General features: G+C 29.1%; 16 protein-coding genes. 10 read left to right on the forward strand and 6 right to left on the reverse strand.

Going from position 1 to position 17,037, the window contains the following annotated elements; all coding sequences use genetic code 11:
- Nucleotides 1-74: 74 nt before the first annotated feature.
- Nucleotides 75-2,258 carry a RecQ family ATP-dependent DNA helicase gene (locus V7R38_RS09550; protein ID WP_334057920.1) on the forward strand — a complete coding sequence of 728 codons (2,184 nt, stop codon included), beginning with the start codon at nucleotides 75-77 and terminating at the stop codon, nucleotides 2,256-2,258.
- 29 nt (nucleotides 2,259-2,287) lie between these two features.
- On the opposite strand, the gene V7R38_RS09555 is transcribed toward V7R38_RS09550, so the two are convergent.
- Nucleotides 2,288-2,965, reverse strand: a complete 678-nt coding sequence (locus tag V7R38_RS09555) for a ZIP family metal transporter (RefSeq protein ID WP_334057922.1) — start codon at nucleotides 2,963-2,965, stop codon at nucleotides 2,288-2,290.
- Nucleotides 2,962-3,687 (reverse strand): class I SAM-dependent DNA methyltransferase, encoded by a 726-nt coding sequence (locus tag V7R38_RS09560; protein WP_334057923.1) that lies wholly within the window; start codon nucleotides 3,685-3,687, stop codon nucleotides 2,962-2,964. Before V7R38_RS09560 ends, V7R38_RS09555 begins: the two co-directional genes overlap by 4 nt.
- 111 nt (nucleotides 3,688-3,798) lie before the next feature.
- Here V7R38_RS09560 and V7R38_RS09565 point away from each other — a divergent pair, with 111 nt between their 5' ends.
- A complete protein-coding gene (locus V7R38_RS09565) occupies nucleotides 3,799-4,968 on the forward strand; it encodes a THUMP domain-containing class I SAM-dependent RNA methyltransferase (protein ID WP_334057925.1) in 1,170 nt (389 codons plus the stop codon).
- On the opposite strand, the gene V7R38_RS09570 is transcribed toward V7R38_RS09565, so the two are convergent.
- Together V7R38_RS09570 and V7R38_RS09575 are read right to left on the reverse strand one after the other, a co-directional pair.
- Nucleotides 4,965-5,822 (reverse strand): alpha/beta fold hydrolase, encoded by an 858-nt coding sequence (locus V7R38_RS09570; protein WP_334057927.1) that lies wholly within the window; start codon nucleotides 5,820-5,822, stop codon nucleotides 4,965-4,967. The two genes, V7R38_RS09565 and V7R38_RS09570, sit on opposite strands and share 4 nt — an antisense overlap.
- Nucleotides 5,823-5,834: 12 nt before the next feature.
- Complete coding sequence (locus tag V7R38_RS09575) at nucleotides 5,835-6,719, reverse strand: alpha/beta hydrolase (protein WP_334057929.1); 885 nt, start codon at nucleotides 6,717-6,719, stop codon at nucleotides 5,835-5,837.
- Between the two features lie 110 nt (nucleotides 6,720-6,829).
- Between V7R38_RS09575 and priA the strand changes: the two genes are divergently transcribed.
- On the forward strand, nucleotides 6,830-9,253 hold the full coding sequence (priA, locus tag V7R38_RS09580; protein ID WP_334058656.1) for a replication restart helicase PriA: 2,424 nt from the start codon (nucleotides 6,830-6,832) through the stop codon (nucleotides 9,251-9,253).
- A gap of 3 nt (nucleotides 9,254-9,256) precedes the next feature.
- Here the strand turns inward: priA and V7R38_RS09585 are convergent, their stop codons facing one another.
- On the reverse strand, nucleotides 9,257-10,912 hold the full coding sequence (locus V7R38_RS09585; RefSeq protein ID WP_334057931.1) for a carboxypeptidase-like regulatory domain-containing protein: 1,656 nt from the start codon (nucleotides 10,910-10,912) through the stop codon (nucleotides 9,257-9,259).
- 149 nt (nucleotides 10,913-11,061) lie between these two features.
- On the opposite strand from V7R38_RS09585, the gene V7R38_RS09590 reads away from it, so the two are divergent.
- From V7R38_RS09590 to ald, 4 genes are all read left to right on the forward strand, one after another.
- Nucleotides 11,062-11,622 (forward strand): RNA polymerase sigma factor, encoded by a 561-nt coding sequence (locus V7R38_RS09590; protein ID WP_334057933.1) that lies wholly within the window; start codon nucleotides 11,062-11,064, stop codon nucleotides 11,620-11,622.
- On the forward strand, nucleotides 11,609-12,418 hold the full coding sequence (locus V7R38_RS09595) for a hypothetical protein (RefSeq protein WP_334057935.1): 810 nt from the start codon (nucleotides 11,609-11,611) through the stop codon (nucleotides 12,416-12,418). The genes V7R38_RS09590 and V7R38_RS09595 overlap by 14 nt, the downstream gene beginning before the upstream one ends.
- A 47-nt stretch (nucleotides 12,419-12,465) precedes the next feature.
- Nucleotides 12,466-13,572, forward strand: a complete 1,107-nt coding sequence (locus V7R38_RS09600; RefSeq protein WP_334057937.1) for a hypothetical protein — start codon at nucleotides 12,466-12,468, stop codon at nucleotides 13,570-13,572.
- A gap of 189 nt (nucleotides 13,573-13,761) precedes the next feature.
- Nucleotides 13,762-14,844, forward strand: a complete 1,083-nt coding sequence (gene ald, locus V7R38_RS09605) for an alanine dehydrogenase (protein WP_334057939.1) — start codon at nucleotides 13,762-13,764, stop codon at nucleotides 14,842-14,844.
- Between the two features lie 37 nt (nucleotides 14,845-14,881).
- On the opposite strand, the gene V7R38_RS09610 is transcribed toward ald, so the two are convergent.
- Entirely contained in the window at nucleotides 14,882-15,772 is an 891-nt protein-coding gene (locus V7R38_RS09610; protein ID WP_334057941.1) for a sterol desaturase family protein, read from the reverse strand.
- A gap of 123 nt (nucleotides 15,773-15,895) precedes the next feature.
- On the opposite strand from V7R38_RS09610, the gene rpsF reads away from it, so the two are divergent.
- Genes rpsF through rplI form a run of 3 tightly spaced genes read left to right on the forward strand, consistent with a single transcriptional unit; the run spans nucleotide 15,896 to nucleotide 16,999 of the window.
- A complete protein-coding gene (gene rpsF, locus V7R38_RS09615; RefSeq protein WP_015480246.1) occupies nucleotides 15,896-16,237 on the forward strand; it encodes a 30S ribosomal protein S6 in 342 nt (113 codons plus the stop codon).
- 3 nt (nucleotides 16,238-16,240) lie between these two features.
- Entirely contained in the window at nucleotides 16,241-16,537 is a 297-nt protein-coding gene (gene rpsR, locus V7R38_RS09620) for a 30S ribosomal protein S18 (protein WP_015480245.1), read from the forward strand.
- Between the two features lie 15 nt (nucleotides 16,538-16,552).
- Nucleotides 16,553-16,999: a 50S ribosomal protein L9 gene (gene rplI, locus V7R38_RS09625; protein ID WP_334057945.1), complete on the forward strand. Its 447-nt coding sequence runs from the start codon at nucleotides 16,553-16,555 to the stop codon at nucleotides 16,997-16,999.
- The last annotated feature ends 38 nt before the right edge of the window (nucleotides 17,000-17,037 follow it).

Below are 17,037 nucleotides of genomic sequence, written 5' to 3' on the forward strand. Positions count from 1 at the left end.
TACTATAAAATTAGCTTTCATCAAACTATATAGTTTGTGGTTTCTTTTTTCTATTCAATCAAATAAATATTTATATGGATTTACATGGTCCTCTGAAAAAGTTTTTTGGATTTAATAAATTTAAAGGGTTACAAGAGCAGGTTATAAAAAGTATTGTAGAGAACAATAATACCTTTGTAATTATGCCAACAGGTGGTGGTAAATCTTTATGTTACCAACTACCAGCTTTGATGAAAGAAGGAACTGCCATTGTTGTATCTCCATTAATAGCACTTATGAAAAATCAAGTAGATGCTATTAGAGGTATTTCTGAACAACATGGAGTTGCTCATGTCTTAAACTCATCTTTAAATAAAACAGAAGTAGCACAAGTTAAAGCTGATATTTCTAACGGAATTACCAAACTTTTATATGTTGCACCTGAATCTTTAATAAAAGAAGAATATGTTACTTTTTTAAGAACACAAACCATTTCATTTGTAGCTATTGATGAGGCACATTGTATTTCTGAATGGGGACATGATTTTAGACCTGAGTATAGAAATTTAAAACACATTATTAAAGCAATTGATAATGTGCCTGTAATTTGCTTAACTGCAACTGCAACAGAAAAAGTACAAGAAGATATTTTAAAAACACTTGGTATTACTGATGCAAATAGATTTAAAGCATCATTTAATAGGCCTAATTTGTTTTATGAAGTAAGGCCTAAAACAAAAGAGGTTGAAAAAGATATTATTCGATTTGTAAAACAAAGAGAAGGTAAATCTGGAATTATTTATTGCTTAAGTAGAAAAAAAGTTGAGGAGATTGCTCAAATTTTACAAGTAAATGGAATTAAAGCTGTTCCTTATCATGCAGGGTTAGATGCCAAAACTAGAGTTAAGCATCAAGATATGTTTTTAATGGAAGATTGTGATGTGGTTGTTGCCACTATTGCATTCGGAATGGGTATAGATAAACCCGATGTTCGTTATGTAATTCATCATGATATTCCTAAAAGCTTAGAAAGTTATTATCAAGAAACTGGTAGAGCAGGTAGAGATGATGGAGAAGGATATTGTTTGGCTTTTTATGCGTATAAAGATATTGAGAAGTTAGAAAAATTTATGGCAAGCAAACCAGTTGCTGAGCAAGAAATTGGGCATGCTCTATTGCAAGAAGTTGTGGGTTATGCAGAAACTTCTATGAACAGACGTAAATATCTATTGCATTATTTTGGTGAGGATTTTGATGAAGTAAATGGTGAAGGTGCAGATATGGATGATAATTCTAGAAATCCTAAGAAAAAGCACGAAGCAAAAGATGATGTTGTGCTTTTACTTAATGTAATTAAAGATACTTTACAAAAATACAAACCTAAAGAAGTTGTAAATACCATAGTTGGTAAAGAAAATGCATTACTAACTTCACACAAAACACATTTACAACCATTTTTTGGAATTGGTAAAAGTAAATCTGCTGCTTATTGGATGGCTTTAATTCGTCAAATTTTGGTGGTGAATTATATCAAAAAAGAGATTGAGCAATATGGTGTTATTAAAATTACCAAAGAAGGTGAAGCATATTTAGAAAACCCAACTTCATTTATGATGACAGAAGATCATGAATATAATGAAGAGAATGATAATGCAATTATTACGAATGCAAAATCATTAGGTGGAGTTACTGACGAAAAATTAGTGAAGTTACTAAAGGATCTACGTAAAAAAGTAGCTACCAAACAAGGAGTACCGCCATTTGCAGTTTTTCAAGACCCATCTTTAGATGATATGGCTTTAAAGTATCCTGTAAATTTAGAAGAACTTTCCAAAGTTCATGGAGTAGGTGAAGGTAAGGCTAGAAAATTTGGTAAAGATTTTGTAAAACTTATTGAAACTTACGTAAAAGAAAACGATGTTTTAAGACCAGATGATTTAATCGTAAAAAGTACTGGTGTAAATTCTGGATTAAAGCTTTACATCATTCAGAATACAGACAGAAAATTACCATTAGAAGATATTGCAAAGTCGAAAGGATTAGAAATTAATGAACTAATTAAAGAGATGGAAAGAATTATTTTTTCTGGAACTAAATTAGACATTAATTATGCCTTAGATGATTTGTTAGATGAAGATCAGCAAGAAGAAATTCATGAATATTTTATGGAAGCTGAAACCGATAAAATTCAAGAAGCTTTAGATGAATTTGATGGTGATTATGATGAAGATGAATTGCGTTTAATGCGAATTAAATTCATAAATGAGGTTGCCAATTAAAGTTCAATTCTTTTCGAGTGAAGATGATTCTACAAAGTTATTAGCGTAAGTACAATTCCTAAAATTATTGCCAAAAATTTCTGAAAATTAAACTTATGATTTTCGGTACTTTCAAATAAAATTATTGTTGAAATATGTAAAAATACTCCAATAATTAACGCAGTAATTTCTGTATTATAGGTTTGGAAGCAATCAATTTTATCTCCTAATAACAAGCCTAAAGGACTCATTAAAGCGAATAATGTTAAGAAAGTAAATACTATTTTTTTGCTGTATTTAGCATGGAGTAAAAAGGTGGTTAGTACAATTGCAATCGGGATTTTATGAACTATTATTGCCCAAAGTAAATTTTCATCTGCATTATGTATGGGTAATCCTTCAGAAAATGCATGTATACACAAACTCACAAATAACAGCGAAGGGAATTTTTTATTATCTGAATGAATATGAATATGCCCATGTTCTGCACCTTTAGAAAATGATTCTAAAACCGACTGTAAAATGATACCTATTAAGATTAATATACCTATTAAATTATCGCTCGAAGTAATTGTGTAGACATCTGGTAATAAATGTAAAATGGTTACTGATAGTAGATATGAACCACTAAAAGCCAATAATAATCGAACAATATTTTTATTCGGTTTTTTATACAAAACCAGCAGCGCACCAAATAAAACAGATATAATTAATAGAATGTAATTCACCTTGCTACAAAAATTAACCGATTAGAATTATTGACATCAAATGTATTTAAATGATAATCTCCAAATGTGTTTTCAATGGTAAAACCAACTTTATGAAAGTACGCTCTTATTTTGGCTTCATCTAAATACTTTACCCTTTCTGTGTAGCTTCTATGTTTATCATCAGCAAAGAAATTAATGGTTTTAATAATAAAACCATCTTTAATTTCTCTTGTTATATTAAAAGTAATGTCTTCTACAATTTTTGTTTCGGAAACTACTAAATTGCGTTTAACCAACTCTACATTTAAAAAATCAAATACGAAATAACCCTTATTCTTTAAACCGTTTTTAATGTTTTCTAAAATTAACAAATCTTCTTTATCATCTTCAAAATATCCAAAACTGGTAAACAAGTTAAAAATGGCATCATAAGAATTATTAAAAGGTTCTCTCATGTCATGAACTTTAAATTTTAAAGTATCATTTTCAAAGACTTTGGCTTTAGCAATGCTGTTTTCAGCTAAATCACCACCTGTAACTTTATATCCTAACGAATTTAAATAAACTGAATGACGACCTTTTCCACAAGGTAAATCTAGAATATGAGTAGTTTTTGGTAATGCTAAAAACTCAGTTATGTTTGTCATAAATAACTGTGCATCAGCATCATTTCTATCCTTATAAAGTATATGATAGTAAGGTGTATTAAACCAATCTGTAAACCACTCTTTTGTTTTCATAAATAAACTAAGTCAACAAAAGTAGTTAAATCTTACGTTTCTAAAAATGAAATTAAGAAAATCTGATATATACTTTAAGAAAATGTATTTTTGCAGTCTATAATAATGAGTATGAATAGAGATTTTAAAATGACAGCAACAACACTTTTTGGTTTAGAAAGTGTTTTGGCAGAAGAGCTTAAAAAGTTAGGTGCACAAGATATAAAAGAGGCTGTAAGAAGTGTTTCTTTTAGAGGTGATAAAGGTTTTATGTACAAAGCTAATATTGCATTAAGAACTGCTGTTCGAATTTTAAAACCAATTAAAACTTGTAAAATCTATGATGAAGAAGATTTGTATGAGTCTATTCAAAAAATTAAATGGGAAAACTATTTAGATGCAGAAGGTACTTTTGCAATTGGAGCAGTGGTAAACTCAAAAAACTTTACCTCTAACTCACATTATATATCATTAAAGTCTAAAGATGCAATTGCAGATTATTTTAGACACAAATATCATAAAAGACCAAATGTAGATTTAAAATATCCAGATGTAAAAATCCATATTCATATTCAGAAAGATTGGTTAACAGTTTCTTTAGATTCTTCTGGAGATTCTCTACATAAAAGAGGCTACAGAACAGCAACCAATATTGCACCTATCAACGAGGTTTTGGCTGCAGGTATGGTTTTACTTTCGGGTTATACAGGAGATGAAAACTTTATAGACCCAATGTGTGGTTCAGGAACTATATTAATTGAGGCAGCAATGATTGCCAATAATATTCCTGCAAATATCAATAGAAAGCTTTTTGCATTCGAAAATTGGAAAGATTATGATGAGGACCTATATTTTACCATTCAAGATGCTTTACTTAAAAAAATAAGATCATCGCATTTTAAAATAATGGGCTTTGATAAAGCACCTTCTGCTGTTCAAAAGGCAAAAGCCAATGTAATATCTGCAAATTTGGAAGAGTTTATTGGTGTGCATCATGTAAACTTTTTTAATTCTACAAAAGAAGTTTTTGGTAATACTACTATTTTATTTAATCCTCCTTATGGAGAACGTTTAAATATTGATACCAATGAGTTCTATAAAAAAATAGGAGATACTTTAAAGCACAATTATCCTGGTTCTACAGCTTGGTTAATTACTTCAGATACAGATGCTTTAAAATCTGTTGGTTTACGTACTTCTAAACGAATTGCACTTAAAAACGGAGATTTGGATTGTAAGTTTGTAAAATATGAATTGTATGAAGGTTCTAGAAAACTAAAGAAAAATGCAGTTGATATTTAATTCAGGATTAAGTTAATCAATTCATTTGGTTTCTCTAGCATAGGGTAGTGCCCACAATTTTCAATATTGTGAAGTTTGCAATCTCTAATATGATTTGCGAAATGACCTGCTTCAATTTCACTATAGATAATATCATTTTTACCAATAATAATTTTACAAGGCAATATATTTTTATCTAAAGCAGTAAACCATCTGTTCCATAACAATCTGCACTCAGTACCATAGTTGGCTAGGAAATCTATAATTTCTCTTCCATCTTTATGATCCATTAAAATCCATCTTGCTTTCATGTCTTCTTCACTAAAATGATTGGAATCAAAAAAGAAGTCTTTTACTTTAATTTTATAATAGGCAAAAGAAGAAAACATCAATTGCATTTTACGAGAAAAATCTTGAAGAGGACTAACGTTATCATGTTCTTCATCTTCTATTTCATGATTAAAAGATACTGTACTATTTAAGAAAACGAATTCTTTAAAATTGATATCTAAAAGCTGTGTTTTATTTCTAGCCATTAATTCTAAAGCAATAGCTGCACCTAAATTATGGCTTACCAGTGTTATATTTTCAAGCTCTAGTATTTTCCATAATTCTAAAATTACGTCAGTTTGATCTAGAATGCTAAAATATTGTTTGTTAGGTTTATCAGAAAAACCGAAACCAACTAAATCTTGTAAAACTACTCTATAGTGCTTTGTTAATTCTGGTAAAATTTTATGATAATCTATGGTAGATGTTCCATAACCATGCAAGATAACAAGTGTATTTTCACTACTACCTTCATCAATAACAAAAACTTCTTTACCCAAAACAGAAAACATTTTACCTTTTTCTGACCATGCTTTTACGTCCATAAAAATTTAGATTTAAAATACAGGTTTAGTTCTGTTTTGATATTCAAAAACTAACTTTATCCAACTATTAGGTGTTTCTAAAATTGAATAATGTTTAACATTTTCTACCCAAGCAAGTTTTTCGTTTTCTTCTTCTGTTGCTAAAACAATTGCAATTTCTTTAATGGCTAAAGAATCTGTTTTAGACCAAAATATTTTAACAGGAACTGTGGTTTCTCTTAAAGCATTAGTCCATCTATGAAAAAACGTATAACGTTCATTAATAAAATTACTAACAAAATGTATTTCTTTTTGACCTTCAGAAGAATCCATTTGATTCCACATATCTTTAATATCGTAGTTTTTACTTATTTGATAATTGATATTATCTTTCTTAAAACGACGTCTTATTTTTCGATACCCAAAGTTTGTAAGTCTAGAAATGTATTTTCCTATTTTTCTGTCTCTAAGTAAAACACCAATATTTTTTAAATGCAAGTGCTCTAATCGCATACTACTGCTACACAAATACATTTTATCAATTTTAAGCGGAATTAAATTATGATTTCTTCTTGCTAAAATTTCTTTGGCTATAGATGTACCATAATCATGTGCTAGTATAGACACTTTTTTTAAACCCAATTTTCTCCATAATTCTAAAGCAACATCAGCTTGATCAATAAGAGAATAAGTTAATGAATCTGGTTTATCTGAAAATCCAAAACCTAAATGATCATGTACTACAATTCTGTAGTAATGAGATAGTTCTGGTATAACTCTAAAATAATCGTATGATGAAGTTGGGTAACCATGTAAGATTACCAAAGTATCAGGATGGTCTCCAGTATCAATAACAAAAATACGTTTGTCATCAATAGTTACATATTTACCTAGTTTTTTCCAATTCTCGGCAGTCATTATATGTGGGGGGATTAAATATTAGTTAATAAACCTAAAGATACTATTTTTTCTTTAATTTTGATTTTTCAAAGCTTTAAATTTTAGAAAACATCAACTTCATAGACGTAATATTACCAATACCAATTCCTAAAACTTTTACCTATTCTATTACAGATGAGGAAGCTAGTTTTCTAAAAAAGGGAATGAGAGTAGCAGTATCCTTTGGTAATAAAAATATGTATACAGGTTTAGTGTTTAGCATACATACTAAAAAGCCTACATCATATGAAACTACAGATATTATTCAAATATTAGATGAGAAACCTATAGTTAATGAATTACAGCTTAAACATTGGCAATGGATTGCTAATTACTATATGTGTTCTTTGGGAGATGTTTATAGAGCTGCATTACCATCTGCTTTTTTATTAGAAAGCGAAACTATTATTTCTAAAAATGAAGGTTTTATAAACGAAGATATTTTAGAGGAGGAAGAATTTTTAATTTATGAGGCTTTACAACATCAATCTCAACTTACAATTCATCAAGTAGCAGATATTTTAGGTAAGAAAAAGGTGATGCCTATTGTGAATGAACTTATTAAAAAATCAGCAATATTCATTCAAGAAAAAATCTACGAACAATACAAACCAAAATTGGTGAAATATGTTCGCTTGCATTCAGATTATACTTCTGATGATTCGTTGAACTCATTATTAGAAGAATTATCTAGAGCTAAAAAACAAAGAGAAGCTGTATTAACGTTTTTTCAATTAGCCACTTCCAGAAAGCCCATTAAAGCTAAAGACCTAGAAGTAAAAGCAAATGTTTCTGCTGCAATTTTAAAATCTCTAGTAGAAAAAAACATCCTTGAGTTCTACGAAATACAAACAGATAGAATAAATTTTAAAGGTGAATCTAATGCTTTAAAAAGGTTGAATGAATTTCAAGAAAAAGCATACTCTGAAATTAATGAGAGTTTTAAAAGTAAGGATGTAACGCTTTTGCATGGAATAACAAGTTCGGGTAAAACAGAAATATATACCAAATTAATTCAGAATGTTTTAGATGAAGGCAAACAAGTATTGTTTTTATTACCAGAAATAGCCTTAACCACTCAAATTATTACAAGGTTACAGATTTATTTCGGAGAACAAATTTCTGTTTTTCACTCTAAATATACTGTTAATGAAAGAGTAGAAGTATGGAATAACTTGCTTAACAATAAATCAAAAGCACAAATTATTTTAGGTGCAAGATCATCCGTCTTTTTGCCCTTTTCTAATTTGGGTTTGATTGTGGTAGATGAAGAACATGAAACATCTTATAAGCAATTTGAACCTTCACCAAGATATAATGCTAGAGATTCTGCCATTGTTTTGGCAAAGATGCACAATGCTAAAATTTTATTAGGTTCTGCAACTCCGTCTTTAGAAAGTTATTTTAATGCCAAACAAAATAAATATGGTTTTGTTGAATTAAATAGGCGTTTTGGAAATGTACAGTTGCCAAAAATTGAATTGATAGATGTAAAAGACAAGCATAAGAAAAAAGAAATGAAAGGTCATTTCTCAGATCGATTGTTAAAATTAATTCAAGAAGCTTTAGATGAAAAAGAGCAGGTCATTTTATTTCAAAATAGGCGAGGTTACTCACCTATAGTAGAATGTAAAACTTGTGGGGTTGCTCCTCAGTGCCCTAATTGTGATGTAAGTTTAACTTTTCATAAATATAGAAGTGAGTTGCGTTGTCACTATTGCAGTTATCAAAGAGCAATGCCAAATTCATGTTCGGCTTGTGGTAGTAATACATTAGATACAAAAGGGTTTGGAACAGAGCAAATAGAACTAGAACTTAAAGAATTGTTTCCAGATTTTAAAGTTGGTAGAATGGATTTAGACACTACTCGTGGTAAATTTGGTTATCAAAAAATTATAGGAGCTTTTGAAGCTCGAGAAATAGACATTTTGGTGGGTACACAAATGCTATCTAAAGGTTTAGATTTTGACAATGTTTCTCTTGTTGGTATTTTAAATGCTGATACCATGCTTAATTTTCCAGATTTTAGAGCTCATGAAAGAGCTTACCAAATGATGGTACAAGTTTCTGGTAGAGCAGGTAGAAGTAAAAAACAAGGTAATGTTGCCATTCAAACATATAATCCATACCATCAAATACTGCAACAGGTTTCTACAACAAATTATATAGAAATGTATAAGGAACAATTGCAAGAACGTTGGCAATATAAATATCCACCTTATTATAGGCTTATAAAAATAACTCTAAAACATAGAGATTATAATAAAGTAGATACTGGAGTAAATTGGTTATTTAAAGCTTTATATTCTTCATTTGGTGAACATGTATTAGGCCCAACAGCACCAGCAGTTTCTAGAATACGAAATCAATATATAAAAAACATTGTTATAAAAATTCCGCCAAAACAAAGTTTAGCGAACACTAAACAGCAAGTGGCTAAAATCAAAAATACTTTTGAAGCTGTAAAAGAATTTAGACCAATTCGATTTATTGCAGACGTAGATGCTTACTAAAAATTATAAGTTTCTACGATTTATTTTGCCCAATCTTACTTTTTTGTTTTTTTCAGACAATTCAAAAATTTCTATTTTTTTTGATTGGTTTTCTCTACCCCAATTATAATAAGTTGTAATTTTAAAATAGGTAGGTTTGTATTGTTTATTACCAAGGTAGGTTAAGTTTAAAAGGTAATTTCTAGGATTTAAATCTCTTATAATTAATTCTTTAGATTGATACCCTTTTTCTTTTTGATCTACAATTAAAGCAGGATTATGAGAAGATGTATTTTTTAACGTGTATCGTTCTAATTCAGGATTTACCAATTCCAAAACAAATTCAGCTTCAGAAACATTCCATTCAATTACAACTCTTACATCACTTTCCTCATTTTTTTTAGGATTACTAATTTTAATTTTTTGCGTAGAATTTATGCTTTCCAAATCCATATTATAAACTGACATAATTTCTGATGACATTATAGCACCAATATCAGTTGCATCTATTTTTAAACCCTTTTGTAAATAATAGGCATAAGTTTTAAGAAAATTCTTGTATTGTTTTTGTTCATAAAATGCATTGGCTAAATCTCTAAACGATTGCCTTTTCTTAGGTCTAATTTTTAAAATTCTTTTATAAACTTCTATTGCCTTTAAACCTTCATTTATCAATTGATAATTATACGCAATTGCTTTTAAGTATTCTGGATTGTCTGTGAATTTTTCGAAGTCTGATAATACATTCAATAGTAAAGATTTATCGACTTTTTCTTCTTTGAAATAGTTAAAAACAGCTAAATGATAATTAGTAAGGTTTTTATCTGTATTGTAACTATTTTTATAAATACTAAGTAGTTCATCATCTTTAGATACTTTATTAAACTTATCTAAGAAAGGATATTTACTTTCTACAAACTTATATTTTTTAGCATCACCTGAATAGAAATGATCTTTTGTGAAGTAATAATTATTATAATTTAAATTCTTTATTTTTTTATAATCTATGGATGTTGAAACTTTTATAAGTGGATTGGTAATTTCTAACTGAGGATAAAATTCTGAACTAGTAACTATTAAAAGATCTTTTACTTCAGAAATATAAATAGGATATGGAAAATCAAAAATTACTTCATCTATTTCCCAAATTGCTGGGCCATCTAATTCTTTACCCCTTAAATAAATAATCTCTTGCCCATAATCATTATAACGAACTAGAATATCTGGAATTTTCTCTGCTAGGGCTTGTGTAAGTGTTGTAGCATTTGGGTTTAGCTTTTTAGGATCTATTTTTACAGCTTTAAAATTAGATAAGTTTTCACCAAAAGTACTTTCACCTAAATTAACAACCTTTTCATGTTCAATACTAGTAATACTAGATTTTAGTTTTAAATCTATATTTAAAGTTTGTGTAATATCTTCAATTAAAACTTTTACTTCATTCAGGCCTACATAATTATAAGTTAAATACTCATTTGGTTTTACTTCTATTGAATAAAAACCATTTTCATCAGAAACAGTATATCTAATTGTTTTATCGACTAAAATAGTAACATTTTTTAGTGGTTTGTTTTTATGATATATAAAACCAGATATGGTTTTTAGTTCAGCATCTTTAGGTGTTTGAGCTAGAGATAAAAGAGAACATACAAAAAGTAGAATAGTTAGTTTTGCTTTCATAGATTTTATTTAACGCTATAAATTTATCAAATTTCATGCCTTAATAACTTTTCTTTAAATATTTATAAATAAAATTTAGAATGAGGCAACCTTTTTTAGAACCTTGTAGTCTATATATTTGTAAGGCAGTTAAAACCAACTAAAGAGGCTTGAAAATTATAAAGTTGCATAACAAAGAAAAATCGCTAATTAAAAAAGCGATTGCTAACAATAGAGAAGCTCAGCAAATGTTGTTTGAGCAATATTCTCCTAAAATGTTGGGGGTTTGCAGGCAATATGTAAAGGATTTGCATCATGCAGAAGATTTATTATTACAAGCTTTTTTAAAGGTTTTTACTAATTTACATAGGTTCAAACACGAAGGTAGTTTTGAAGGTTGGATAAGAAGAATAACGGTAAATACCTGTATTTCTTATTTGCGAAAAAAAAATGTTATTGATTTATCTGATGAAGATTATGTCTTTAATGATTCTGCAACAGAAAGTTTAGAAAACACGTCTGTTGAAGATATTCAAAAATTGATAGATCAATTGCCTGAAGGTTACAAAATGGTATTTAATTTATATGCCATAGAAGGTTATAAGCACTCAGAAATTGCTAAAAAATTAGATATTTCTGAAAGTACATCAAAATCTCAATTGTTTAAAGCGCGTAAACTTTTGCAGAAAAATTATATAAAAATGAATAAGGTAGTTCATGAGGACAAATAAATTAGATCAACAAATAAAAAAGAAGTTCGAAAACAGAACTTTTGAGCCATCAGCTTCTGCTTGGGAACGCTTGTCTGTACAATTAGATGAGCAACCGAAACAAAAGAAAATTGGTTGGTTTTTTTATATAGGTGTAGCAGCAAGTATTTTGTTATTGGTTACTATAGGAGTTCAATTATTCTCTAAAGATTCTAGTGATTTTAAACCTGTAAAAGAGGTGGTTGTAAAACCAGTAGATAAAAATAGCATCGATTCTAAAATAGAAGAATTCATAAATGAAATTCCTGTAGAAGAAGCTTTAGTAAAAGAAGAAATTGATGCTGATAAATTCTCGAAATCCGAAGATAAAATAGTTGTAAAGAATAGTGTTTACAAGAAAAAAACGAAGAAAATAGCAACTGATAAAAGACAAAATAAAGGCTTAGCTATTGTTGATGTTGATCCAGAAGTAGATGAAAATAACCTAAAAATAGATGATGTCAAAAAAGCATCAACAATAAGAAAAGGCTATAAGAATAGCAAAATTAAAGTAAATGCAGAAGACTTACTTTTTGCAGTTACGCATACTTCTCAAGAAGTAAAACAGTATTATGCTAAATATAATATGGATAGAGATGCAATTTTGAATACGATAAAAATTGAGCTCAAAAAATCGAATTTAAAAGTTAATCCCAATACCATTTTAGCAGAAGTAGAAAGAACAATAGATGATGACGATTTTCAGAATAATTTCTTAAAATCATTAAAAAGCAAAGTATCAGATATTGCTTCTGCAATTGCCAGTAGAAACGATTAATTAATTCTACAAAATAAAATAATCTAACAATCTTAAAATCAATAAAAATGAAAAGAATACTACTAATATTAGTTGTGTTATGTACAACTATGATGCAATCTCAAGAAAAAACATTTGAGAAAGAAGTTGCCAAAATTTCTAAAAGAATAGAGTTAATAACAAAACAGCAAAAAGACTCACTAAAGGCCAAGGTATTAAACATCGATAAACGTTTGGCTGGAGGTAAAATAACAAAAGATACTGCTGATGATTTAAAGAAGGAGGCTGCAGAATATCATGCAGAGAGAATAGAAAAATTAGTAGGAGAGCAAGAAGCATTGTTGCAAATTTTAGTACAAGCAAAAACTAATGGTAAAATTGCAAGTTCAGAAGACTCAATTACCAATGAAGATGAGGATAATACCTTTACAATAGGTAATAAGGTTTTTAAACTAAATATTTCTGAAGGAGACATTGAAGAGCGCAATAAAAAAAGAGAAGAAAGATGGAGTTACAAGAACAAGCATCAAAGAACAACTACAACTCAATTCGTTTTTGCAATGGGTGTTAATAATGTTTTGAATGATAATGAATTATCTTCTTTAAATGATTCTGAATATCAATTTTGGAGATCTCGTTTTTATGAACTTGGCTTTACTTGGAAAACACGTTTTTCTAGAAAACCATCTCAGTTATATGTAAAATATGGGTTTTCTTTTCTTTGGAATAACTTAAGATTAGAAGATAATAGAATTCACGTTAAAAATGGAGATATGACTGAAATTCAAGATTTTGGAGATCCACTTTCAGAAAGTAGATTGCGTCATGTACAAATGATTTTCCCTTTACATTTAGAATGGGATTTATCTAGAAACAAGGTGTACAAAGATGGTAGAGTTAGAGATAGAACAAACGAATCTGTACGTTTGGGAGTTGGTGGATTCTTTGGTTTTAAATTAGGTACAAGACAATATTTAGAATTTGCAGATACTGCAGGTGTAGAAACAAAACAAGTTCAATATGATAACTTTAACATGAATACATTTAACTATGGTATTAGCAGTTATATAGGTTACAAATCAACTAGTTTTTATGTAAAATATGATTTAAATCCATTATTTAAGAACTCTGAATCTAGAAATATTTCAATGGGAATTCGTTTAGATTTAAACTAATCTTTAAAAACAATATTATCAAAAAGTCAATGTAATTACATTGACTTTTTTTGTGCTAAATAATTATTGATTTATGATTTTCTAAAAGCTTTTTTGTTGATATGATAAAAGTTTTTAAAATCAGAATTCTATTTTAGATTATATTAAATAATCCTATTACTTTTATTCTATATTTTTTAAACCTTAAAGATGATAGTTGGTATTCCAAAAGAAATTAAAAATAACGAAAGTAGAGTAGGTATCACACCAGCAGGTGTTTTTGCCTTAGTAAAAAATAATCATACAGTTTATGTACAATCTACAGCTGGTGAAGGAAGTGGTTTTTTTGATGATGATTACCTAGAAGTTGGAGCAGAAATTTTACCAACTATAGAAGATGTTTACGCTAAAAGCGAAATGATAGTAAAGGTAAAAGAGCCAATAGCTTTAGAATATCCTTTAATTAAAGAAAATCAAATTGTTTTTACATATTTCCATTTTGCATCTAGTGAGCCTTTAACAAAGGCAATGATAGAAAGTAAGTCTATTTGTATTGCATATGAAACTGTAGAAGATTCAGAAGGTACCTTACCATTATTAACACCAATGTCCGAAGTTGCAGGAAGAATGTCTATACAGCAAGGAGCAAAATATTTAGAAAAACCTGTGAAGGGTAGAGGGATTTTATTAGGTGGTGTTCCAGGTGTTACCCCAGGTAAAGTGTTAATTTTAGGCGCAGGTGTTGTTGGAGTGCAAGCAGCAAAAATGGCAGCAGGTTTAGGTGCTCATGTTACTATTTTAGATATTAATATGAAACGTTTACGTTATGTGAATGATGTATTACCAAATCATGTAATTACTGGTTTTTCTAGTGAGTATAGTATTCGTCAACATATCAAAACTCACGATTTAATAGTGGGTGGTGTTTTAGTTAAAGGAGGTAAAGCTCCAAAACTAATTACAAAAGATATGCTTAAAGAAATGAGGCCAGGTACTGTTGTTGTAGATGTAGCAGTAGATCAAGGTGGATGTTTTGAAACAACAAAAGCAACCACACATGAAGATCCCACTTATATTATAGATGATGTAGTACACTATTGTGTCGCAAATATGCCAGGTGCTGTGCCTTACACATCAACTATGGCATTAACCAATGTAACTTTATCTTATATATTAAAATTAGCTAATTTAGGTTGGGAAAAGGCCTGTGAAACCGATAAAAGTTTAGCAAAAGGATTAAATATTGTAAAAGGTGAAATTACTTATGAAGAACTAGAAGGTATTTTTGAATAATTCAAGAATTGTTTATTTTAATAAAGAGATAAGTATTTTACTTATCTCTTTTTTCTTCCCAAGATTTTCTTAAGTCAGATGACAAAATGCTAGAGCCATCATGTTTCCATCCAGGAGGTTTTATAAAGTAATTAATTCTATTCCTTAAAGAAGTTTTAGTTGTAAAAGCATCTTTAAACATTTGATACCACTCTAAAAAAGCTACTTTAATAGGATTATATGTATCTATATTGGCTACCAAACCATAGACAGGTTCTTCAACCTCAGGTTCGTAAGTTTTGAATAATTTATCCCAAATAATAAATATTCCAGCATGATTTCTATCTAAATACTGAGCATTTGTTGCATGATGCACTCTATGATGACTGGGAGTATTAAAAATGGCTTCAAACCATTTTGGCATTTTATCAATTAATTTGGTGTGAATCCAGTATTGGTATATTAAACTTACAGACATCTGAACCAAAACCATAATTGGATGAAAGCCTATAACAACTAATGGAATCCAGAAAATAAAGCTAAAAAAACTACCAGACCAAGTTTGCCTTAAAGCTGTGCTAAGATTATATTCTTTAGAGGAGTGATGCACAACATGGCTAGCCCAAAAAAACCTACTTTCATGACTAATTCTATGAAACCAATAATAACAGAAGTCATCAGCAAATAATAAAACAACCCAAGACCAAAGTGCAAAAGGAATGCTAAAAACTCTGAATTGATAAAAGAAATAAAACAAACTTAATACAAGTGCTTTTGTAAATAAACCTATAAATACATTTCCTAAACCCATAATAATTGAGGTTCCTGCATCTTTATATTCGTATTCCTGCATTTTAACTTTAATAGTAAGTACTATTTCTAAGATTACAGTAGCTACAAAAAAAGGAATCGCATAATGAATTAAATCAGGTATTTTAGGTATTTGCATTTCAGTGTTTTAGGTTTATTTAGCAGTCAATAAATTACTTAATTATAAATGGTTGTTTTATGTGTTAAATAGAAAAAAGTTATTATATTTGCACCCTTAAAAATAAACAATAAATTTTTAATTATGAATCATTACGAAACTGTTTTCATTTTGAATCCCGTTTTATCTGATACTCAGATAAAGGAAACAGTACAAAAGTTTAATGACTATTTGGTTTCTAAAGGTGCCGAAATGATTTCTAAAGAAGATTGGGGCTTAAAAAAATTAGCTTACCCAATTCAAAAAAAGAAAAGTGGTTTTTATCACTTATTTGAATTTAAAATTGCAGGAGAAGAAATTACTGCTTTTGAATTAGAGTTTAGAAGAGATGATAGCGTTATGCGTTATTTAACTGTAAGACTAGACAAACATGCAGCTGCATGGGCAGAGAAAAGAAGAGAACGTGTTAAATCTACTAAAAAATAAGGTATGGCATCAATAGAACAACAAGCAAAAGGTGGTAAATCTGCAGATGTAAGATATTTAACACCATTAGACATTGAAACTAAAAAAGAAGCTAAATACTGTAGATTTAAGAAAAAAGGTATCAAGTATATCGATTATAAAGATGCAGACTTCTTAATGTATTTAGTAAACGAGCAAGGTAAAATTTTACCTAGACGTTTAACAGGAACTTCATTAAAGTATCAACGTAAAGTTGCGCAAGCAATTAAAAGAGCGCGTCATTTAGCGTTAATGCCTTACGTTGGAGATATGTTAAAATAATAAAGAGGTAGAGACATGGAATTGATTTTAAGACAAGACGTAGAAAATTTAGGATTTAAAGATGACATCGTAGACGTGAAAAACGGTTATGGTAGAAACTTTTTAATCCCTACAGGACAAGCAGTTTTAGCTACTTCATCTGCAAAGAAAGTTTTAGCAGAGAATTTAAAACAACGTGCTTATAAAGAAGCTAAATTAATTGAAGATGCAAATAAAGTTGCAGAAACAATTAAAGGATATGAGATTAAAATTGCATCTAAAACTGGTTCAGGAGACAAATTATTTGGTTCTGTAAACAACATAGATTTAGCTGCAGCTTTAGCAAAAGAAGGAACAGAAATCGACAAGAAATTTATTAAAGTTGTTGGTGGTTCTGTAAAAAGATTAGGAGTTTATGAAGCATCTGTTAGATTACATAGAGAGGTAGTTGCAGATATTAATTTTGAAGTAGTTTCAGAATAGTTAATAAACTGTTAACTAAACGTTAAAAAAAACGCTTA

Origin of the sequence: Polaribacter sp. P097 (assembly GCF_036864555.1) — a bacterium.
Taxonomy (GTDB): domain Bacteria; phylum Bacteroidota; class Bacteroidia; order Flavobacteriales; family Flavobacteriaceae; genus Polaribacter.

What these genes read in the sequence shown, in the direction of transcription:
- V7R38_RS09550 (WP_334057920.1), top strand. Translation starts at nt 75, where the DNA reads ATGGATTTACATGGTCCTCTGAAAAAGTTTTTTGGATTTAATAAATTT.
- V7R38_RS09560 (WP_334057923.1), bottom strand. Translation starts at nt 3,687, where the DNA reads ATGAAAACAAAAGAGTGGTTTACAGATTGGTTTAATACACCTTACTAT.
- V7R38_RS09565 (WP_334057925.1), top strand. Translation starts at nt 3,799, where the DNA reads ATGAATAGAGATTTTAAAATGACAGCAACAACACTTTTTGGTTTAGAA.
- V7R38_RS09570 (WP_334057927.1), bottom strand. Translation starts at nt 5,822, where the DNA reads ATGGACGTAAAAGCATGGTCAGAAAAAGGTAAAATGTTTTCTGTTTTG.
- V7R38_RS09575 (WP_334057929.1), bottom strand. Translation starts at nt 6,719, where the DNA reads ATGACTGCCGAGAATTGGAAAAAACTAGGTAAATATGTAACTATTGAT.
- V7R38_RS09585 (WP_334057931.1), bottom strand. Translation starts at nt 10,912, where the DNA reads ATGAAAGCAAAACTAACTATTCTACTTTTTGTATGTTCTCTTTTATCT.
- V7R38_RS09595 (WP_334057935.1), top strand. Translation starts at nt 11,609, where the DNA reads ATGAGGACAAATAAATTAGATCAACAAATAAAAAAGAAGTTCGAAAAC.
- V7R38_RS09600 (WP_334057937.1), top strand. Translation starts at nt 12,466, where the DNA reads ATGAAAAGAATACTACTAATATTAGTTGTGTTATGTACAACTATGATG.
- ald (WP_334057939.1), top strand. Translation starts at nt 13,762, where the DNA reads ATGATAGTTGGTATTCCAAAAGAAATTAAAAATAACGAAAGTAGAGTA.
- V7R38_RS09610 (WP_334057941.1), bottom strand. Translation starts at nt 15,772, where the DNA reads ATGCAAATACCTAAAATACCTGATTTAATTCATTATGCGATTCCTTTT.
- rpsF (WP_015480246.1), top strand. Translation starts at nt 15,896, where the DNA reads ATGAATCATTACGAAACTGTTTTCATTTTGAATCCCGTTTTATCTGAT.
- rpsR (WP_015480245.1), top strand. Translation starts at nt 16,241, where the DNA reads ATGGCATCAATAGAACAACAAGCAAAAGGTGGTAAATCTGCAGATGTA.
- rplI (WP_334057945.1), top strand. Translation starts at nt 16,553, where the DNA reads ATGGAATTGATTTTAAGACAAGACGTAGAAAATTTAGGATTTAAAGAT.